This is a genomic window from Rhizobium leguminosarum, assembly GCF_019798305.1.
Lineage (GTDB): Bacteria > Pseudomonadota > Alphaproteobacteria > Rhizobiales > Rhizobiaceae > Rhizobium > Rhizobium leguminosarum_U.
The window spans coordinates 95,779-113,361 of sequence record NZ_JAAXDD010000017.1; the positions used below are offsets into that span (position 1 = coordinate 95,779).

The window sequence follows — 17,583 nt, forward strand, 5'->3', positions numbered from 1 at the left end:
AGTGCTGGATATCTTGCACGCTGCGATGTAACAGGTGAACCCGAAGTTTAGGGGTCATGCATTTGCCTTATTTTTTTAAGAGGTGGAGTGCCGAACGACCCGATGGTTGGGGCGGCAAGACGTTGCCCCGAACGGATGTCAGGAGACGGAATTCGTTATGATGTTCAAGTCTGAAAAGAAAATGCGGGCAGCGCTGTCCGTTCTGGCAGTGGTGTTCGGCGCTTCGGCTCCGGTCTCCTCCTTCGCGCAGGAGGCGGCGGCACAGGCTCCGGCCGATGCCCCGGCACAGGCCGCAGGAGCGCCGAAGCTCGGCTGGTACAAGACCTGCAGCAAGCAGGAAGACAACGACATCTGTGTTGTCCAGAACCTGATTCTCGCCAATGGCGGCCAGCTCGTCACGGCCGTCGGCCTGATCTCGGTTTCCGGCAAAATCAACCGCAAGCTCCTGCAGGTCTCGGTTCCCACGGCACGCCTCGTCCCTCCCGGTGTCCTCATGCAGATCGACGGCGGTAAGGGCCAGAAGCTCGACTACGCCGTCTGCCTGCCGGACAAGTGCACGGCTGAAATCCCGCTGACCGACGCGATGATCGCCAGCCTCAAGAAGGGCAGCGACGTGATCTTCACCTCGATCAATTTCCGCCGCGCTCCGAACCCGATCAAGATTTCGCTTGAAGGCTTCACCGGTGCTTATGACGGCGAACCGGTTTCCGAATCCAAGCTCGTTGAAAGCCAGCGCAGCCTGCAGGAAGGCATGCAGAAAAAGGCCGAAGAAGCCCGCAAGAAGCTGGAAGACGCCCAGAAGGCAGCCAAGGCGCAGTAATCCTGTTACCTTCTTTGAAACAGAAACCCGGCTTCATGCCGGGTTTTTTGTTGCGCAAAGAAAAGGCCTCGCCGGGAGAAGCGAGGCCTTGATTCAACGATCGGCACGAGTGAGTTAGTGGGCGAAGCTCATCTTGGGTTTGAACTGCCCTGACGGGGCCTGATCGAAAATCTGGTAGATCTGTGGGTTGCGAAGCGGCGTGCCGCTTTCGTCGTTCATCAGATTCTGCTCGGAGACATAAGCGACATATTCGCTTTCGTCGTTTTCAGCGAGCAGGTGATAGAAGGGCTGGTCCCTGCTCGGGCGCACCTCGGCGGGAATGGAATTCCACCATTCCTCCGTATTCGCGAATTCCGGATCAACGTCGAAGATGACACCGCGAAACGGAAATACCTTGTGCCGAACCACTTCGCCGATACTGAACTTTGCTATTCTTTCTTTCATGGTACGACTTCCTTTCATCACCAAATTTGGTGATTGGTGTCGCGCAAATCAAGATTTTTGCACGAGTTCGTCACATGAACGTCATATCCTCCTTCTGCATAATTCCTTAAATCGAAATCGATTTAAGGATAAAATTATGCAGCACTCCAAGTTCTACAGCGTCCTTTGCGCGTCTGAAAGACGCGCGACGCTGTAGTGGCGTCCATGACCTGGGAGGCGAAAGCCCCGGCGGGCCGGGACCTTCTGTGTTCAGGGCCTGATCAGGCCGAATAGTACATGTCGTATTCGACCGGATGCGGCGTCATTTCGAAACGCATCACCTCAGCCATCTTCAGCTCGATGAAGGCATCGATCTGATCGTCGTCGAAGACGCCGCCGGCCGTCAGGAACTTGCGGTCCTTGTCGAGGCTTTCGAGGGCTTCGCGCAGGCTGCCGCAGACGGTCGGGATCTTCTTCAATTCCTTCGGCGGCAGGTCGTAAAGATCCTTGTCCATGGCCTTGCCGGGATGGATCTTGTTCTTGATGCCGTCGAGGCCGGCCATCAGCATGGCGGCGAAGGCAAGATAGGGGTTGGCGGTCGGATCCGGGAAGCGGACTTCGACTCGCTTGGCCTTCGGGTTGGAGCCGAACGGAATGCGGCAGGAGGCCGAGCGGTTGCGGGCCGAATAGGCGAGCAGCACAGGCGCTTCATAACCCGGGACGAGACGCTTGTAGGAGTTCGTCGACGGATTGGTGAAGGCATTGATCGCCTTGGCGTGCTTGATGATGCCGCCGATGTAGAACAGGCAGCTCTCGGAAAGGCCGGCATATTCGTCGCCGGCAAAGGTCGGCTTGCCGCCCTTCCAGATCGACTGGTGCACGTGCATGCCCGAGCCGTTGTCGCCGAAGATCGGCTTCGGCATGAAGGTCGCCGTCTTGCCGTAGGCATTGGCCACCTGGTGCACGACATATTTGTAGATCTGCATCTTGTCGGCGTTGCGCACCAGCGTATCGAACTTGATTCCGAGTTCGTGCTGGGCGGCGGCGACTTCATGGTGATGCTTTTCGACGACGACGCCCATCTCGGAGAGCACCGTCAGCATTTCCGAACGCATGTCCTGGGCGCTGTCGACCGGGGGAACCGGGAAATAACCGCCCTTGATGCGCGGGCGATGGCCGAGGTTGCCGGTCTCGTAATCGGTGTCGTCGTTCGACGGCAGTTCGGTCGAATCGAGCTTGAAGCCGGTATTATAAGGATCGGCCTTGTATTTGACGTCGTCGAAGACGAAGAATTCGGCTTCCGGGCCGACGAAAACCGTATCGCCGATGCCGGATGCCTTGAGGTAGGCCTCGGCCTTCTTGGCGGTGCCGCGCGGATCGCGATTATAGGCCTCGCCGGAGACCGGATCGAGGATATCGCAGACGATGACCATGGTCGACTGGGCGAAGAACGGGTCCATATGCACCGTTTCGGTGTCGGGCATCAGCACCATGTCGGACTCGTTGATGGCCTTCCAGCCACCGATCGAGGAGCCGTCGAACATCACGCCGTCAGCGAACATGTCCTCATCGACGCAGACGACGTCCATCGTCACATGCTGCAGCTTGCCCTTCGGGTCGGTGAAACGCAGATCGACGAACTTTACGTCGTTCTCCTTGATCTGCTTCAGAATTTCGCTCGCGGTCGCCATTAAGTAGTTTCCTCCGATTTGCGATGACGGTGTGGGTCGGCGATGACGGTAACGGACTTTGCGTGATTGGCAAAGTGGTCAGATGGCATCGATGCCGGTCTCGCCGGTGCGGATGCGGATAACCTCTTCGACGTTGGAGACGAAGATCTTTCCGTCCCCGATGCGGCCGGTCTGCGCCGCCTTGCGGATCGCTTCGATGACGGCTTCAGCGTTCTCGTCGGCAAGTACAACCTCGACTTTTACCTTTGGCAGGAAATCGACGACATACTCGGCTCCGCGGTAGAGTTCCGTGTGGCCCTTCTGACGGCCGAAACCCTTGGCTTCCGTGACCGTGATACCCTGCAGACCGACTTCCTGAAGGGCTTCCTTCACTTCGTCCAGCTTGAAAGGCTTAATGATCGCTTCGATCTTTTTCATGAGAAAATGTCTCTCCGCTTCTCCTGTTATGGCAGGAATTTTCCCGCTCGCCGAATATGATGCAGATATCGTGCCAGTTTGAAATCCATCTTATCGAAAAAAGACGTCGATTCTGTCAAAACCGGCGCGTTTGCGGGGAATTCTGTGTGGTTTTTGTAGCGGAACAGGTGGAAAAACATTGTCTCCGATCAAAATCACATCCGAAACGGAAAAAGTCAGGTATTTTCGCAACTGCGAATACACGTCTCGAGATGATGAAAAGATAGGCAAATGCTTAAATGTCGTTCTTCTCTTTGGTATTCCAGGCGGTTGTTTTTTGGGCGTTTTTTGATTGAATAGGGTGATGATCAAACACCTGTCCGACCTTCTTCTCACGCCGGCCGAAATGGCCGCCGTCGATACCGCCGCTGCCGCATCCGGCATCGATTCCTTCGCCCTGATGGAAAGGGCAGGCGCCGCGGTTGCGGCCGCGGCTCTGCGCCTTCATCCCGGAGCGCTGCGCTTCGTCGCGCTTTGCGGACCCGGCAACAATGGCGGCGACGCCTATGTCGCAGCACGTCATCTGCAGCAGAGCGGGGCGAGGGTGGCGCTCTTCCACTTCGGCGATCCCGTGAGGCTGAAGGGCGATGCCGCCCGCGCCCGCATCGGCTGCGCATTGGAGGGACAGGAACTCGACCTCTATCGCCCTGAAACCGGCGACGTCGTCATCGATGGCCTGTTCGGGGCGGGGCTTGGTCGCGCGGTGTCGGCCGATGTGCGCGCGCTGATCGGCCGCGTCACCCACGCCGAGATTCCCGTGCTCGCCATCGATCTGCCCTCCGGCCTCGATGGCCGCACCGGCAAGGTGCTGGGTGCCGCCTTCCGGGCCTGCAACACCATCACCTTCATGACCCGCAAGCCCGGGCATTTGCTGATGCCGGGCAGGCAGCTTTGCGGTGAATTGGAGGTCTTCGACATCGGTATCCCCGCTCGTATCGTCAGGGCTGAGGCGGGGGGTGTCATCGCCGAGAACACGCCGGATGCCTGGAAGTGCGTGTTGCCGGCCGAGCAGTTGGAAACCCACAAATACAAGCGCGGTCATCTGGTCGTCTTCTCAGGCGATGCCGACAAGACGGGTGCCGCGCGCATGTCGGCGATCTCGGGCCTGAAGGCCGGCGCCGGCCTGGTGACGATCGCAGCCCCTCGCGCGGCGATGGCCGCCAATGCTGCGCATCTCACCGCCGTCATGCTGCATGCCATCGACGACGAGGCCGACCTCGGCGACTGGCTCTCCGACAAGCGGCTGCAGACCTTCGTCCTCGGCCCCGGTTTCGGCATCGGCGCCAGGGCACGGGGCTTCGTCTCGGCCCTTGCCGATCGCCATCTGGTGCTTGATGCCGACGGCATCTCTTCGTTCAAGGACGATCCGCAACAGCTGTTTGATCTTTTCGAGGGTGAGCCGCGGCTGGTGCTGACGCCGCACGAAGGCGAATTCGCGCGGCTCTTTCCCGATATCGGCGGCGACGAAGCGCTCGGCAAGGTGGACAAGGCCTTGGCCGCCGCCCGCCGCGCCAATGCCGCGATTATCTACAAAGGCTCCGATACCGTCATCGCCGCGCCAGACGGCCGTGCGCTCATCAATACCAACGCTCCCGTCTGGCTTGCCACCGCCGGTTCCGGCGACGTGCTTGCCGGCATCATCGGCGGATTGCTCGCCCAGGGCCTGCCGGCCTTCGAGGCCGCGGCTGCCGGCGTCTGGCTGCATGGCGAGGCAGGCCAACGCGCCGGCAAGGGGTTGACGGCAGAGGAGCTTGCAGCCGAAGTATTGCCGCTATAGAGCGCCTGCCCGCTGCTCGCCTCCTGCACCTTGAACGCAAGATCTGGACCGTGACCCGACATGTCTGACTGTGGCGCAGTCCGGGATTGTTTTACAATTGTAAATGCCGGGTCTCGCAGAAGCGGGAACGGCAGATCCGTCCGTTGGACGAGGCGGGTTGAACCCGATGCCGGCTGAACAACGGCCATTGTCGTTGCGATCCTTGCGTGGCATCTTCCCGGCGGAGGGTTCCGCGTCTCGTTGACGGGCTTTCCGTTTTTTTGCGCAAGTCTGTCTTTCGACGGAGGCTCGAATGAGTATTGGCCTGATCGCCCTTCTTGATGATATCGCGGCATTGGCCAAGGTGGCTGCGGCGTCGCTCGACGGTATCGCCGGCCAGGCTGCCAAGGCAGGCGCGAAAGCGGCTGGCGTCGTCATCGATGATGCGGCAGTCACACCCCGCTACGTCACCGGATTTTCGGCAGCACGCGAATTGCCGATCATCGGCAAGATCACGCTCGGCTCGCTGAAGAACAAGCTTCTGATCCTGCTTCCGGCAGCACTGATCCTGAGCCTTGTCGCACCGCAGGCGATCACGCCGCTGCTGATGATCGGCGGGATTTATCTCTGCTACGAGGGTGTGGAAAAAGTCTACGAACTGGTGATGCCGCATGCAGCCCAAGCCCATGAATCGGCACTCGAGACGACAAGCCTCGATGCCAAATCGCTAGAAGACGAGAAGGTTGCCGGCGCAATCAAGACGGATTTCATCCTGTCGGCCGAAATCATGGCGATTACGCTCGCGGCGGTGCCGTCAGGCAGCATGTTCACGCAGGCCCTCATCCTTGCCGTCGTTGGACTGGGCATCACGATCATGGTCTATGGCGGTGTGGCGCTTATCGTGAAGGCCGATGATCTGGGTCTGATGCTCGCGCGTGTGCGGACGGCATCTCCGATGGGCGCCGTCTTGCGTTCGATCGGGAAGGGGCTTGTCACAGGTATGCCTTACTTTCTGAAAGTGCTCGGCATCGTCGGAACGGCCGCCATGATCTGGGTCGGCGGCGGCATCATCGTTCATGGCCTCGAAGCCTATGGCATCAGCGGTCTTGCGCATCTGATCCATGATGCCGGCGAGGCGACTGCGCATGCAGTTCCCGTTCTGGCATCGGTGCTGCGCTGGATCGTCGAGGCCGCAGGCGCGGGCATCGTCGGTATCGTCGCCGGCTTGATCGCAATTCCGATCACAGGCTACGCCGTCTCGCCGATATGGCGGTACCTCAAATCGCTCCTGCCGCGCCGCCGGCGGAAAGAGGCGCTGGCGAACGGGAAAAAATAAAGCCAGAGTCCATCGACGAGCAAAGCGTCATACCAGCCTCGCCTATTTCGCCAGCGCCTGCTGCAGGGCGATTGCCCCATGCGGCGCATTGACCTTGCCCTCATGGATCATGAAGGCGAAGACGTCGCGCGGCTCGACCTTCACCTTGCGATCTCCATCGATCAGCGGCAGGTCATCAGGAACCTTGCCCTCGGCCCAGGTCTCCAGCCGGTCTGCCCAGGCCTTCAGCTCCTTTTCCGGATAGCAGGTCGGGATATCGTCTGAGCCCTTCTGCAGCCGCGCATAGACGAAATCGGCCGTGACGTCGGCGATCATCGGATATTCGAAATGTTCGGCGCAAACAGGCGCCACGCCGTATTTCGCCAATAGCGCGACGAACTCCGGCACCTTGAAGGAATCGTGCCGCACCTCGACCACGTGGCGGAGCCTCAGCCCGTCCTGCTTTGCCGGCAGCAGCTTCAGGAAGGCTTCGAAATCGTCTGCATCGAACCTCTTCGTCGGCGCGAACTGCCAGAGCAGCGGCCCGAGATGGTCGCCGAGTTCGCTGATGCCCGACGACAGAAACCGCTCCATCGATTCACCGGCTTCGGCAAGCACCCGCCGATTGGTGACGAAACGTGTCGCCTTCAGCGAGAAGATGAAACCGTCGGGCACATCTGCCGCCCATTTGGCAAAGACCGCGGGCTTCTGCGTGCTGTAATAGGTGCCGTTGACCTCGATAACCTTCAGCTGACGGCTGGCATAATTCAGCTCGTCCTTCTGCTTCAGGCTCTCGGGAAAGAAATGCCCGCGCCAGGGCTCGAAGGTCCAGCCGCCGATGCCGGTGCGGATAGTGCCGGATTTCGTCATGTCGTCCTCCCCATTCGCAGCCGCTCAGGCCGCATTGATCTCTTTCGTCATGTCGACGAGCGTCCACCCTGGCCGATAAGGGTTCTCTCGGCGACCCGTTTCCTGAAATCCGAAGGCGCTATAGAGCGCGATATTCGGCTCCATCCGAGCATTCGTATAGAGCCGGATCTCCGGCATGGCCCATTCCCGCGCCTTGCCCTCCAGCCAGCGCAGCATCGCCAGCCCATGTCCGGCACCCTGAAAGGCCGGCGAAACGGCGATGCTGAACAGCATGAGGTGATCGGAATGCCGTTCGACGACCGCCAGGCCGGCCGTTTGCCCGCCGATCTCGCGCAGCCAGACCTCGCCGTGTTCGATCCTCGGCGCGTAATCCTCCGTCACCGGGATCGGCGGAGCACCGAAGAGTTCGGTATAGGACCGATAGGCGGCTGCGGTCAGCGTCACGATCGTTTCCAGATCATCGGGCGACGCTGGCCTCATCGTCATTCCGCCGCAACCGCCTTCTTCACCGGGCGCCGTTCCAGCAATTCCTTCAGGAACTGTCCGGTATAGGACCGCTCTTCCTTGACGATTGCTTCCGGCGTGCCGGTCGCGACGATCTCGCCGCCACCATCGCCGCCTTCGGGGCCGAAATCGAGCACCCAGTCGGCCGTCTTGATGACTTCGAGATTGTGTTCGATCACCACCACCGAATTGCCCTGGTTGACCAGTTCGTGCAGCATTTCGAGCAGCTTCGCGACGTCGTGGAAATGCAGGCCGGTTGTCGGTTCGTCGAGAATGTAGAGCGTGCGTCCCGTCGAGCGTTTCGACAGTTCCTTGGCAAGCTTGACGCGCTGCGCCTCGCCGCCCGAAAGCGTATTCGCCTGCTGGCCGACCTTGATATAACCGAGGCCGACATCCTTCAGCGATTGCAGCTTGTCGCGCACGGCAGGCACCGCCGCAAAGAAATCGACGCCTTCCTCCACCGTCATGTCGAGCACGTCGGCGATCGACCTCTGTTTGAAGGTGACGTCGAGCGTCTCTCTGTTATAGCGCTTGCCGTGGCAGACGTCGCAGGTGACGTAGACATCGGGCAGGAAGTGCATCTCGATCTTGATGACGCCGTCTCCCTGGCAGGCCTCGCAGCGTCCGCCCTTGACGTTGAAGGAGAAGCGGCCCGGCTGGTAGCCGCGGGCCTTCGCCTCCGGCAGACCGGCGAACCAATCTCGGATCGGCGTGAAGGCGCCGGTATAGGTCGCCGGGTTCGAGCGCGGGGTGCGGCCGATCGGCGATTGGTCGATATCGATCACCTTGTCGATATGCTCGAAGCCGTCGATGCGGTCGTGATCGGCTGGGTTTTCACGCGCGCCCATGACGCGCCTTGCCGCCGATTTATAGAGCGTCTCGACGAGGAAGGTGGATTTGCCGCCGCCGGAAACGCCGGTCACCGCCGTGAACACCCCGAGCGGGATCGACGCCGTGACATTCTTGAGATTGTTGCCGCGTGCGCCGACCACCTTGATCTCGCGGCCCTTCTTCGGCTTACGGCGCTCGTCGGGAACGGGAACGCCGAGTTCGCCGGAGAGATATTTGCCGGTCAGCGAGTTCGGATTGTCCATGATGTCTTGCGGCGTACCATGGGCGATGACCTGGCCGCCGTGAATGCCGGCTGCCGGGCCGATATCGACCACGTCGTCGGCCGACAGGATCGCATCCTCGTCATGTTCGACGACGATGACGGTGTTGCCGATGTCGCGCAGGTGCTTCAGCGTGTCGAGCAGCCGGGCATTGTCGCGCTGATGCAGGCCGATCGACGGCTCGTCGAGCACGTAAAGCACGCCCGTCAGCCCCGAGCCGATCTGCGAGGCAAGCCGGATGCGCTGGCTTTCGCCGCCCGACAGCGTGCCGGAATTGCGCGACAGGCTGAGATATTCCAGGCCAACATCATTGAGGAAGCGCAGCCGGTCGCGGATTTCCTTGAGGATGCGCACGGCGATCTCGTTCTGCTTGGCGTTGAAGCTTGCCGGCAGCGTCTCGAACCAATCACGGGCGACGCGGATCGACATCGCGGTCACTTCGCCGATATGCAGCGTGTCGATCTTCACCGCCAAGGCCTCCGGCTTCAGGCGGAAGCCGTTGCAGGAAGGGCAGGGGGCGGCCGACATGAAGCGCTCGATATCCTCGCGCGCCCAGGCCGAATCGGTCTCCTTCCAGCGGCGCTCGAGGTTGGTGATGATGCCTTCGAAATTCTTCTGCGTCGTATAGGAGCGGGCGCCATCGGCATAATGGAATTCGATCTTGTCGTTGGTGCCGTTGAGGATGACGTCCTTGGCCTCGTCGGAGAGATCGTTCCAGCGGGTGCCGAGCTTGAAGCCGTAATGTTTGCCGAGCGCTTCCAGCGTCTGGTTGTAATAGGGCGAGGTCGACTTGGCCCAGGGCGCGATCGCCCCGTCGCGCAACGTCCGCTCGGGCTCGGGCACGATCAGATCCGCATCGATCTTCTGCTGGGCGCCGAGGCCGTCGCAGGTCGGGCAGGCGCCGAACGGGTTGTTGAAGGAGAAGAGCCTGGGTTCGATCTCGGGAATGGTAAAGCCCGAGACCGGGCAGGCGAATTTCTCCGAAAACAGCACGCGTTCATGCGTCTCGTTCAGCGACTTGTTGGCCGAGCCGCCGGCCGATGTCTCTTCCGGCGGCAGCGGCTTGTCGGCGAATTCGGCAACCGCCAGCCCGTCGGCGAGTTTTAAGCAGGTCTCCAGACTGTCGGCCAGGCGTGCCGAGACATCCGAGCGCACGACGATGCGGTCGACCACCACGTCGATATCGTGCTTATATTTCTTGTCGAGCACCGGCGCTTCAGCGATCTCATAGAACTGGCCGTCGACCTTGACGCGCTGAAAACCCTTCTTCATCAGCTCGGCCAGTTCTTTTTTGTATTCGCCTTTGCGCCCGCGCACGAGCGGCGCAAGAATATAAAGACGGGTGCCCTCGCCGAAATCGAGAATGCGGTCGACCATCTGGCTGACGGTCTGGCTCTCGATCGGCAGGCCGGTGGCAGGCGAATAGGGAACGCCGACGCGGGCAAAGAGCAGGCGCATGTAGTCGTAGATCTCGGTGACGGTGCCGACCGTCGAGCGCGGGTTGCGCGAGGTGGTCTTCTGCTCGATCGAGATCGCCGGCGACAGCCCGTCGATCTGGTCGACGTCGGGCTTCTGCATCATCTCGAGGAACTGCCGGGCATAGGCCGACAGGCTCTCGACATAGCGCCTCTGGCCCTCGGCATAGATCGTGTCGAACGCGAGCGAGGATTTGCCGGAACCCGAAAGCCCCGTCATGACAATCAGCTTGTTACGCGGCAGATCGAGATCGATGCTCTTGAGATTATGCTCGCGCGCGCCGCGGATGGAGATCGTCTTCAGTTCGCTCATCGTCTCTGCTTTGGTTTTCTGGATAACAGCCCTTATTTAGTGATGCCGACGGGCGAGTCGAGGCCGAATATCCGCAAGGGCTCAAGGTTTTCGATTCTGTTGACAGGATCATACGGATAAACTAGAACAAATAAAGAACAAAATTCCTGATGAATGCATGCGGCTTTCTGATGGATAAACATGTGGATTAAATGCCGCCCATGCGCATCGGCGGTCCGTGATGGTTTAAGGTGCGCCGATCGATTAAACGCCGCCGGGCAGGGCGGCAGGCAGGGTGAGAAGCATGGCTGGTAGCGTGAATAAGGTAATTCTGATTGGAAACGTCGGTGCAGACCCGGAAATCCGCCGCACTCAGGATGGCCGGCCGATCGCCAATCTTCGTATCGCGACCTCGGAGACCTGGCGCGATCGCAATTCCGGCGAGCGCCGCGAAAAGACCGAATGGCACACTGTCGTCGTCTTCAACGAGGGCCTCTGCAAGGTCGTCGAGCAATATGTGAAGAAGGGCGCCAAGCTCTATATCGAAGGCCAGCTGCAGACCCGTAAATGGCAGGACCAGCAGGGCCAGGACCGTTACAGCACGGAAGTGGTGCTGCAGGGTTTCGGTTCGACGCTGACGATGCTCGACGGCCGCGGCGAAGGCGGCGGTGCGAGCGGCGGCCGTGGCAGCGGCGCTGGCGGCAACGATTATGGCGACGATTACGGCGCCCCGGCTCCCGCTTCATCGCCGAGCCGCGGCGGTGGCGGCAACTTCTCGCGGGATCTCGACGACGACATCCCGTTCTGATCGGCCGCTTTTTCTGGCTTGGTGAAAGATCCGGGAGTGTGATGTCATTGACGGCGTAATACTCTTTTTCGTTGATCTCGTGGCGGAATTCAAGCCGAATCGATCTCAATTCTCTACAGCCGTTTCAGTGCAGCGTTGCTCTGATTAGGTTGAGCGCCGACTCCATGCGGCGCTAGCCATTGCTACTGCCTGTAGTGTTTCTGGCCACGCACCAGCTAGCTGCTTCAAAGGTTTCAACGACAAGAAGAAAACGTTGTGGTTCCTTTCGTTGGTTGTAGCCAACCACAAGTGATATTCGAATAGTCTTGAGTTCATGCGAGGCTGTTACTGGCGCTATTGATTCGGGCGACGCGGAGGGCAAAAAGCAAAATGGAGGCTGAAGTATTTCTGCTGACATCGAACGCTTTCCACGTGGTTGGAGCGAGCTATCATTCGACAGCGGCAGAAATTTTCGATCTCGTGGAAGAAGCCGGATTTTCGGCTTTGGTTTCAGAGGCCGAACTGCACAAGGCCCAGCAGACGCTTCTGACGCCTCGCCTGCGGCTTGCCGCGGAAATCTCCTGGCTGCCTGAGCTCAGTGATGCTGAGATCTCGACGGTGATGTCCGCCCAAGGCAAGTTTGCTGAGACGCCTCTTCTGGATTTCGTCGGCAACTTTGCTGAGCTTGCCAAGGCTAACATTCTCGCGGACTTCTGCGTTAGACAGTCCGTGTCGGAGGAGATCGTTTCCGCACTCCTCAAAGCCTGGGAGTGGATCGAGCCTGACACAGTTCTTGCGTTTCTGAGATCGACGAGACGCGCGGCGGGAATGCCTGACCCCGACGCCAAGCTTCTAAATTCGTGCCTCCATGACCTCAGAGGCGCACATGCGGTCATAGTCGTCGCCAGCGTCCTTGGTGGAAAGGATCCAGGTTCGGTGATGCGGATGCTCGTGGATGATGAAGTCCTTAAAAGTTCTCCTTCGTCTCTGCTCCCCGCCATGGTCAAGGAGTACGAGAAAAGAAACGAACGCATTCTTTCGACCGCTGCCGCCGATATTTCAGACACCATATCGAAAGCGAAGACTGGCAGCATGGAATTGTCCGCTGGGCTGATCCGGATCGTCGAACTGCTTCAGGAATGGAGTAAATTCGCCCGCCCGATCGCTGGGTTCTATCGCTGGCGGGGGCATTCGGAGCCACGTACCAAGGGGCTTTTCTTCGAGATTCGAAGCTATCTTCTCGATCTGGTCAATAACGAGAACAAGCTGGATGAAGCGAAAAAGCTGATCCTATGGTCAGGCGCATTTCTGGCCGAGACGGAGGATCTCAAGAAGGTCTCGGACAAGGATCTTGCCGATATCGAGGCCGTCATGGCGGATCATCAGGCTGTTGAGCTGTTCGCGCCTCTTGCCGCGGCATGCGAAACAGCCAAGTCGACACACAAGGAATTTTCCAAGGTTGTCAGAAGATCCGGTGTCGTCACGAGCGCCCCCAACCCGGTCGGACTGTTCGTGTCCACTTTGGAAGGCTATCTCGCAAAAGGCGGCGATGCCAACTTGGCAGCAGTCGCCTCGCTAGATCTCTCCCTATCCTTCAACAACGACTACGATGACCCCGAAGTCGCCTACAAACTCCTACAGGCAGTAATGCATCGTCTCAAGGATTGCGCTGTTTCGCAGGCAACTATGGATCGCCTTGGCGACGACGCGGAAACCCTGTTCGGAAACTGGAAAATACCGGAGATCGAGAAGCAGAAGGGCAATCGGTCGCGCATGATGACCCTGGTGGAAGAGTCCATACTCATCGCACCGCCTGGTCTCAAGACGGAATTCTCGACCTTGCACTCGGCTCTCACGAAGCAGCGCCGTGACAGCAGAATGAAGCTTGTCGGCTGGGGAGTCATCATCGCAATTATCGCAGTGCCCATTGTTCTGTCGAATTCCAAGAAGACGTCATCCTATTCCAGCTCGACAGCATCTGACACATATCGCTCTTCGACGACTTCGGCCAACAAACCCTTCACGCCGGACGATTCGACGACCTCGAACAACAGTATCCACGTGGTACCACCGACGCCGGTCGATACCCGTTCTGAGGTAAAACCTTTGCCCGGTGTGGGCCAATCTCTGAACCGCTCGGAATTGCGCTATTGCATTTTCCAGGGCAAGCGGCTCGACCTTCTGCGGAGCCTAGCGTTTACCGACGCGGCGGTGTCGAGCTTCAACGCGCTGGTCTCCGACTTCAATTGGCGTTGCGCAAATTTCCGATACAGGCAGAACGACATGGATCAGGTGAAATCGGAAGCGGCCAGCAAAACTTCGCAATTCATGACCGAAGCGTCGACGATCGCAAAGGGATGGTAGATGATTGAACAGACAGATGATTCCGCCATTGTTGCCAGATTGTGCGTCGAGCAATGGAAGCTTTTGCAGCGATTTTCGAAAGCGATCGAACTTGTGCCCGATGGCGACCGTAACCGTCTTGCATCGCAGATTAGATATTCGGAACTTCAGCTCCAGTCGCTTGCGGCCGAAGCGGGTCTGAAACTGATCACGTTTGATGGCGAACTTTTCGGGCCCGGATGCCCGGCAACGGCCGACAACCTTGAAGACTTCTCCGACGAAGAGGGACTGGTCGTAGAGAAGACGGTAGAGCCCGCCGTTGTTAGGGATATGCGCATTCTCCAATCTGGCCGCGTCTTGCTGGCTATCCAGAACTAATAGCAACGGATCCGATTATGTATCTTGGAATTGATCTCGGCACTTCGAATTCGGCAGTCGTAGGATACGTCGATGGACAGCTTCGCCTATTCAAGACCGCCGACGGCAGCGACGTCCTCCCGAGCGTCATCTACATCGACAGACGTGGGCACAGGTTCGTAGGCAAGAGCGCCTATGATCGTACCGTCACTTCTCCGCAGAGCGTCGCTGCGGGCTTCAAACGGCTGATGGGAACCCGCAGTCCGGTTCGCATCAACGAGGAAGAGTGGACGCCGGAGGATTGCAGCGCCGAAGTGATCCGGACGCTCGTCTCGCAGGCAAATACAGAATCCGGCGGCCAAAATATCCAGGGTGTCGTCATCACGATCCCAGCGGCATTCAACCAGATGCAAAGCGAGGCGACCGTAAAAGCCGCCAAAGCTGCCGGACTCGATAAGGTCAGCCTGATCCAAGAGCCTGTCGCGGCGGCCATCGCAGCCATTGCAAAGACACCCGTCAAAGATGGCGTGTTTTTGATCTACGATCTCGGCGGAGGCACCTTTGACGTGGCGTTGGTGATCAGCACGGGCGGCTCCGTGAATGTCATCGCGCACGAAGGCATCAACATGCTCGGTGGTCGCGATTTCGACAGGCGTATCTTTGACAGCATCGTCAGGCCGTGGCTGGTGTCGAACTTCAGGTTGCCGGAGAATTTCCAGAAAGATCCGGCCTACCGCCATCTCAAGACGATCTCCCATCACGCGATAGAGCGAGCGAAAATCCAGCTTTCGGCTTCTGGCTCTGCATCGATCTTCGCTAGCGAGGACGATATCAGGATGAAGGATCTCGACGGTGCTGAGATCTATCTCGGTGTGGACACAACGCGTGACGCCGTCGCCAACATCATTCGCGACCGGGTGGACGACACGATCGATCTCTGCCGCAAGATTATTTCCGACAACGGATATCAGGCCGAAGACATCAGCAAGATCGTTCCGATCGGCGGCCCGTCGAAGATGCCTCTTATCCGCGAACTGCTGCAGAACGAACTTGCCATCGAAGTGGAACAGACTCTGGATCCGATGACCGCGGTCGCCATGGGTGCTGCGATCTTCGCAGAAAGCCGGGTGTGGGAAGACACTCATTCGACGAGAAAGACCTCCCGCGCTCGCGAAGAGGTGCGAGGCAACATCAACCTCGTTTTCGACTACCCGGCCCGCGTCACCGCTGCGACCGCTCGCCTCAGCGTCAAGCCGGATGGCAGCAATACTGAGCGCTACTGGATCGAAGTTGTAGATGAGACGGGTGCCACAAGTGGAAGATCGCCTATCGACGGGGCGCTACGCATGCCTCTGACGCTGAGGCAGGACGGAGACAACCGGTTCAAGATATCGGTGTCGGGTGACGACGGCGTCGCCATTCCCGATCTCTCTCGCGAAATCGTCATCTCGCGTGCTCCAGCCAGTGCGGCTAGCATTCCGATGACGTATACGCTGGCGGTCAAGACACAGGTCGGCACTGTAGGCTATGAGCGAAACCGCCTCATGCCGCTTGTGGTCAAAGGAACGGCCCTTCCGGCGGAGGGCCGCGAGACGTTCCGATCCGGCAAGACGTTGCGCGGCGGCACGCCCGACACGCTGAATTTCGAGTTCTTCGATATGGCAACGGGCGTCGATGATCCAGAAAAGAACCTGCATATCGGCGACTTCAGGCTCGATGCCGAGAACGATTTAGCCCGCGGCGAACGCATCTCCCGTGGTTCGGATCTGATCGTTCACTGGCGCATGAGTGACAACGGAACCTTGAGTTTCGCGGTGGAAATTCCCGAAATAGGTCGAGTTATCGACGCACCGGCTCTTTATTTCGTGGAAGGCGGCCACATCAACTTCGAGGGAGAACAGGGGTCGCAGATCGCGATATCGTTACTCGCACGCGCCGAGGAGGAACTGCAGGAACTGCAGGAAGTTCTTCCGCATCTATCGACGGATATTGATCCGCTGAGAAACAAGATCGAGGATCAGCATGCGGCGCTCGCGACCTCCATCGATGCCGACACACACAGGTCCGTGACCGAGGAAGCGCGCAAGATCCGTCAGGAAGTAGCGCTTCGGAAGATCAGCCCCGGAAACGTCAAACAGGTCGTCACCCGCGAGGTCGAAAGCTCAGAAGTTGATTTCGATGAACTGAGGGATATAGCGGAGGATGCTGATATTGAACGGCACGACCGTCTGGTTTCGACGGCGCGGCGAACGGTCAGGGAAGGGGACTTCGATTCCGCCAGATACGCCTTGGACGAAATGCGATCCATCCGGTTCAAGATCGTTTCGAGCCAGCCCGCGTTTCTCGTCGGTCTCTTCAAGGAGATCGCAAGCGAGGATTATCTTGCGATCGACCGCGAACTTCACGAACGTCTTGTCGGCGAAGGGATCGCCCGCATCGATGCTGACGATGTCGAGGGTCTTAAGACGGCCATCCGGGGAATCCTAAACAACAGGGTGTCGATGGAGGTCAGCGGATCGAAGATTGTAGAATTGGCCCATCTCTTGGGTTCGTGACCCCGTATATCGCTGCAAACACGCGCCCGGAGGCTGATGCCGAAAAGGTTCCGTGGTTCGGACGACATCATGTTTTGTTTCCGTGATCTCGATCCGGATGCTGGATCGGCGTAATTCCGGATCTCGCGCCGGTTTCAGTGCGGTGTCGCGCTGATCAGATTGAACGCCGACTTCGCCCCATCGACGACGAATTGTGCGGCAAGGGCGGCGAGGATGACGCCGAGGAGCCGTGTCAGGATGGCCCGGCCGGTGACGCCGAGGAAACGGTCCAGCCTTTCGGCGATGAGCAGCATGACGAAGGTCAGCAGCAGATTGGCGGCAATGACGCCGATCAGCTGCGCTTTCCCGATCGAGGTCGCCAGCGTGCCGGCCAGCAGGATCGTTGCCGAAATCGCACCCGGGCCGGCAATCAGCGGCAAGGCGAGGGGGAAGACGGCGATATTCTCGATATGATCCTTGGTTATCGCTGCCTCGGTCGCCTTCTCCTTGCGCTCCTGCCGCCTCTCGAACACCATCTCGAAGGCGATCCAGAACAGCAGCAGCCCGCCGGCGATGCGGAAGGCGCCGATCGAAATCCCGAGCACGCCGAGCACGCCCGCGCCGAACAACGCGAAGACGGCGAGGATGATGAAGGCGATGGTCGAACCGCGCAGCGCCACCTGCGTACGCTCGCTGCGGCTCATGCCTGTCGTCAGGCCCAGAAAGATCGGTGCGAGCCCCGGCGGATCGATGGTGACGAGCAGCGTCGTGAAGGCGTTGATCAATTGGTCGGCGCTTGCCATCGGCTCTCCGGAACCCCATATGAGTGCGTGGTTTTTATGATTGTG

14 protein-coding genes are annotated in these 17,583 nt (G+C 59.2%); 7 read left to right on the top strand and 7 right to left on the bottom strand.

The genetic code is table 11. From position 1 onward, the window contains the following. Nucleotides 1-157 precede the first annotated feature (157 nt). A complete protein-coding gene (locus HFO99_RS27270) occupies nt 158-820 on the top strand; it encodes an invasion associated locus B family protein (protein WP_222335214.1) in 663 nt (220 codons plus the stop codon). A gap of 114 nt (nt 821-934) precedes the next feature. On the opposite strand, the gene hspQ is transcribed toward HFO99_RS27270, so the two are convergent. The 3 genes from hspQ to HFO99_RS27285 all read right to left on the bottom strand — a co-directional run bounded on the left by hspQ (nt 935) and on the right by HFO99_RS27285 (nt 3,351). After that, the gene (hspQ, locus tag HFO99_RS27275) at nt 935-1,264 is read right to left on the bottom strand and encodes a heat shock protein HspQ (RefSeq protein ID WP_003559363.1); all 330 of its coding nucleotides are present in this window, start codon (nt 1,262-1,264) and stop codon (nt 935-937) included. A gap of 260 nt (nt 1,265-1,524) precedes the next feature. Further along, on the bottom strand, nt 1,525-2,934 hold the full coding sequence (gene glnA, locus HFO99_RS27280; protein WP_017964276.1) for a type I glutamate--ammonia ligase: 1,410 nt from the start codon (nt 2,932-2,934) through the stop codon (nt 1,525-1,527). A gap of 78 nt (nt 2,935-3,012) precedes the next feature. Continuing rightward, on the bottom strand, nt 3,013-3,351 hold the full coding sequence (locus tag HFO99_RS27285; RefSeq protein WP_015339877.1) for a P-II family nitrogen regulator: 339 nt from the start codon (nt 3,349-3,351) through the stop codon (nt 3,013-3,015). Between the two features lie 343 nt (nt 3,352-3,694). On the opposite strand from HFO99_RS27285, the gene HFO99_RS27290 reads away from it, so the two are divergent. Both HFO99_RS27290 and HFO99_RS27295 read left to right on the top strand, forming a co-directional pair. Continuing rightward, nucleotides 3,695-5,167: an NAD(P)H-hydrate dehydratase gene (locus HFO99_RS27290; protein ID WP_222364772.1), complete on the top strand. Its 1,473-nt coding sequence runs from the start codon at nt 3,695-3,697 to the stop codon at nt 5,165-5,167. 292 nt (nt 5,168-5,459) lie between these two features. Continuing rightward, a complete protein-coding gene (locus HFO99_RS27295) occupies nt 5,460-6,482 on the top strand; it encodes a DUF808 domain-containing protein (RefSeq protein ID WP_222364774.1) in 1,023 nt (340 codons plus the stop codon). 42 nt (nt 6,483-6,524) lie between these two features. On the opposite strand, the gene HFO99_RS27300 is transcribed toward HFO99_RS27295, so the two are convergent. The 3 genes from HFO99_RS27300 to uvrA are packed head-to-tail and all read right to left on the bottom strand — an operon-like array spanning nt 6,525 to nt 10,735. Beyond that, nucleotides 6,525-7,331 (bottom strand): DUF72 domain-containing protein, encoded by an 807-nt coding sequence (locus tag HFO99_RS27300; protein ID WP_222308454.1) that lies wholly within the window; start codon nt 7,329-7,331, stop codon nt 6,525-6,527. 24 nt (nt 7,332-7,355) lie between these two features. Continuing rightward, the gene (locus HFO99_RS27305) at nt 7,356-7,817 is read right to left on the bottom strand and encodes a GNAT family N-acetyltransferase (protein ID WP_222335211.1); all 462 of its coding nucleotides are present in this window, start codon (nt 7,815-7,817) and stop codon (nt 7,356-7,358) included. Then, nucleotides 7,814-10,735 carry an excinuclease ABC subunit UvrA gene (uvrA, locus tag HFO99_RS27310; RefSeq protein WP_222308456.1) on the bottom strand — a complete coding sequence of 974 codons (2,922 nt, stop codon included), beginning with the start codon at nt 10,733-10,735 and terminating at the stop codon, nt 7,814-7,816. The genes HFO99_RS27305 and uvrA overlap by 4 nt, the downstream gene beginning before the upstream one ends. A 283-nt stretch (nt 10,736-11,018) precedes the next feature. On the opposite strand from uvrA, the gene HFO99_RS27315 reads away from it, so the two are divergent. From HFO99_RS27315 to HFO99_RS27330, 4 genes are all read left to right on the top strand, one after another. Continuing rightward, nucleotides 11,019-11,522, top strand: coding sequence for a single-stranded DNA-binding protein (locus tag HFO99_RS27315; protein WP_222364776.1), 504 nt, complete (start codon nt 11,019-11,021; stop codon nt 11,520-11,522). Nucleotides 11,523-11,891: 369 nt separating this feature from the next. Next, complete coding sequence (locus tag HFO99_RS27320; protein ID WP_222364778.1) at nt 11,892-13,865, top strand: hypothetical protein; 1,974 nt, start codon at nt 11,892-11,894, stop codon at nt 13,863-13,865. Continuing rightward, entirely contained in the window at nt 13,866-14,222 is a 357-nt protein-coding gene (locus tag HFO99_RS27325; RefSeq protein WP_222335207.1) for a hypothetical protein, read from the top strand. Nucleotides 14,223-14,239: 17 nt separating this feature from the next. Beyond that, nucleotides 14,240-16,756: an Hsp70 family protein gene (locus tag HFO99_RS27330; RefSeq protein ID WP_222364779.1), complete on the top strand. Its 2,517-nt coding sequence runs from the start codon at nt 14,240-14,242 to the stop codon at nt 16,754-16,756. A gap of 134 nt (nt 16,757-16,890) precedes the next feature. On the opposite strand, the gene HFO99_RS27335 is transcribed toward HFO99_RS27330, so the two are convergent. Continuing rightward, a complete protein-coding gene (locus HFO99_RS27335; protein WP_222364780.1) occupies nt 16,891-17,538 on the bottom strand; it encodes a MarC family protein in 648 nt (215 codons plus the stop codon). Between the last annotated feature and the right edge of the window lie 45 nt (nt 17,539-17,583).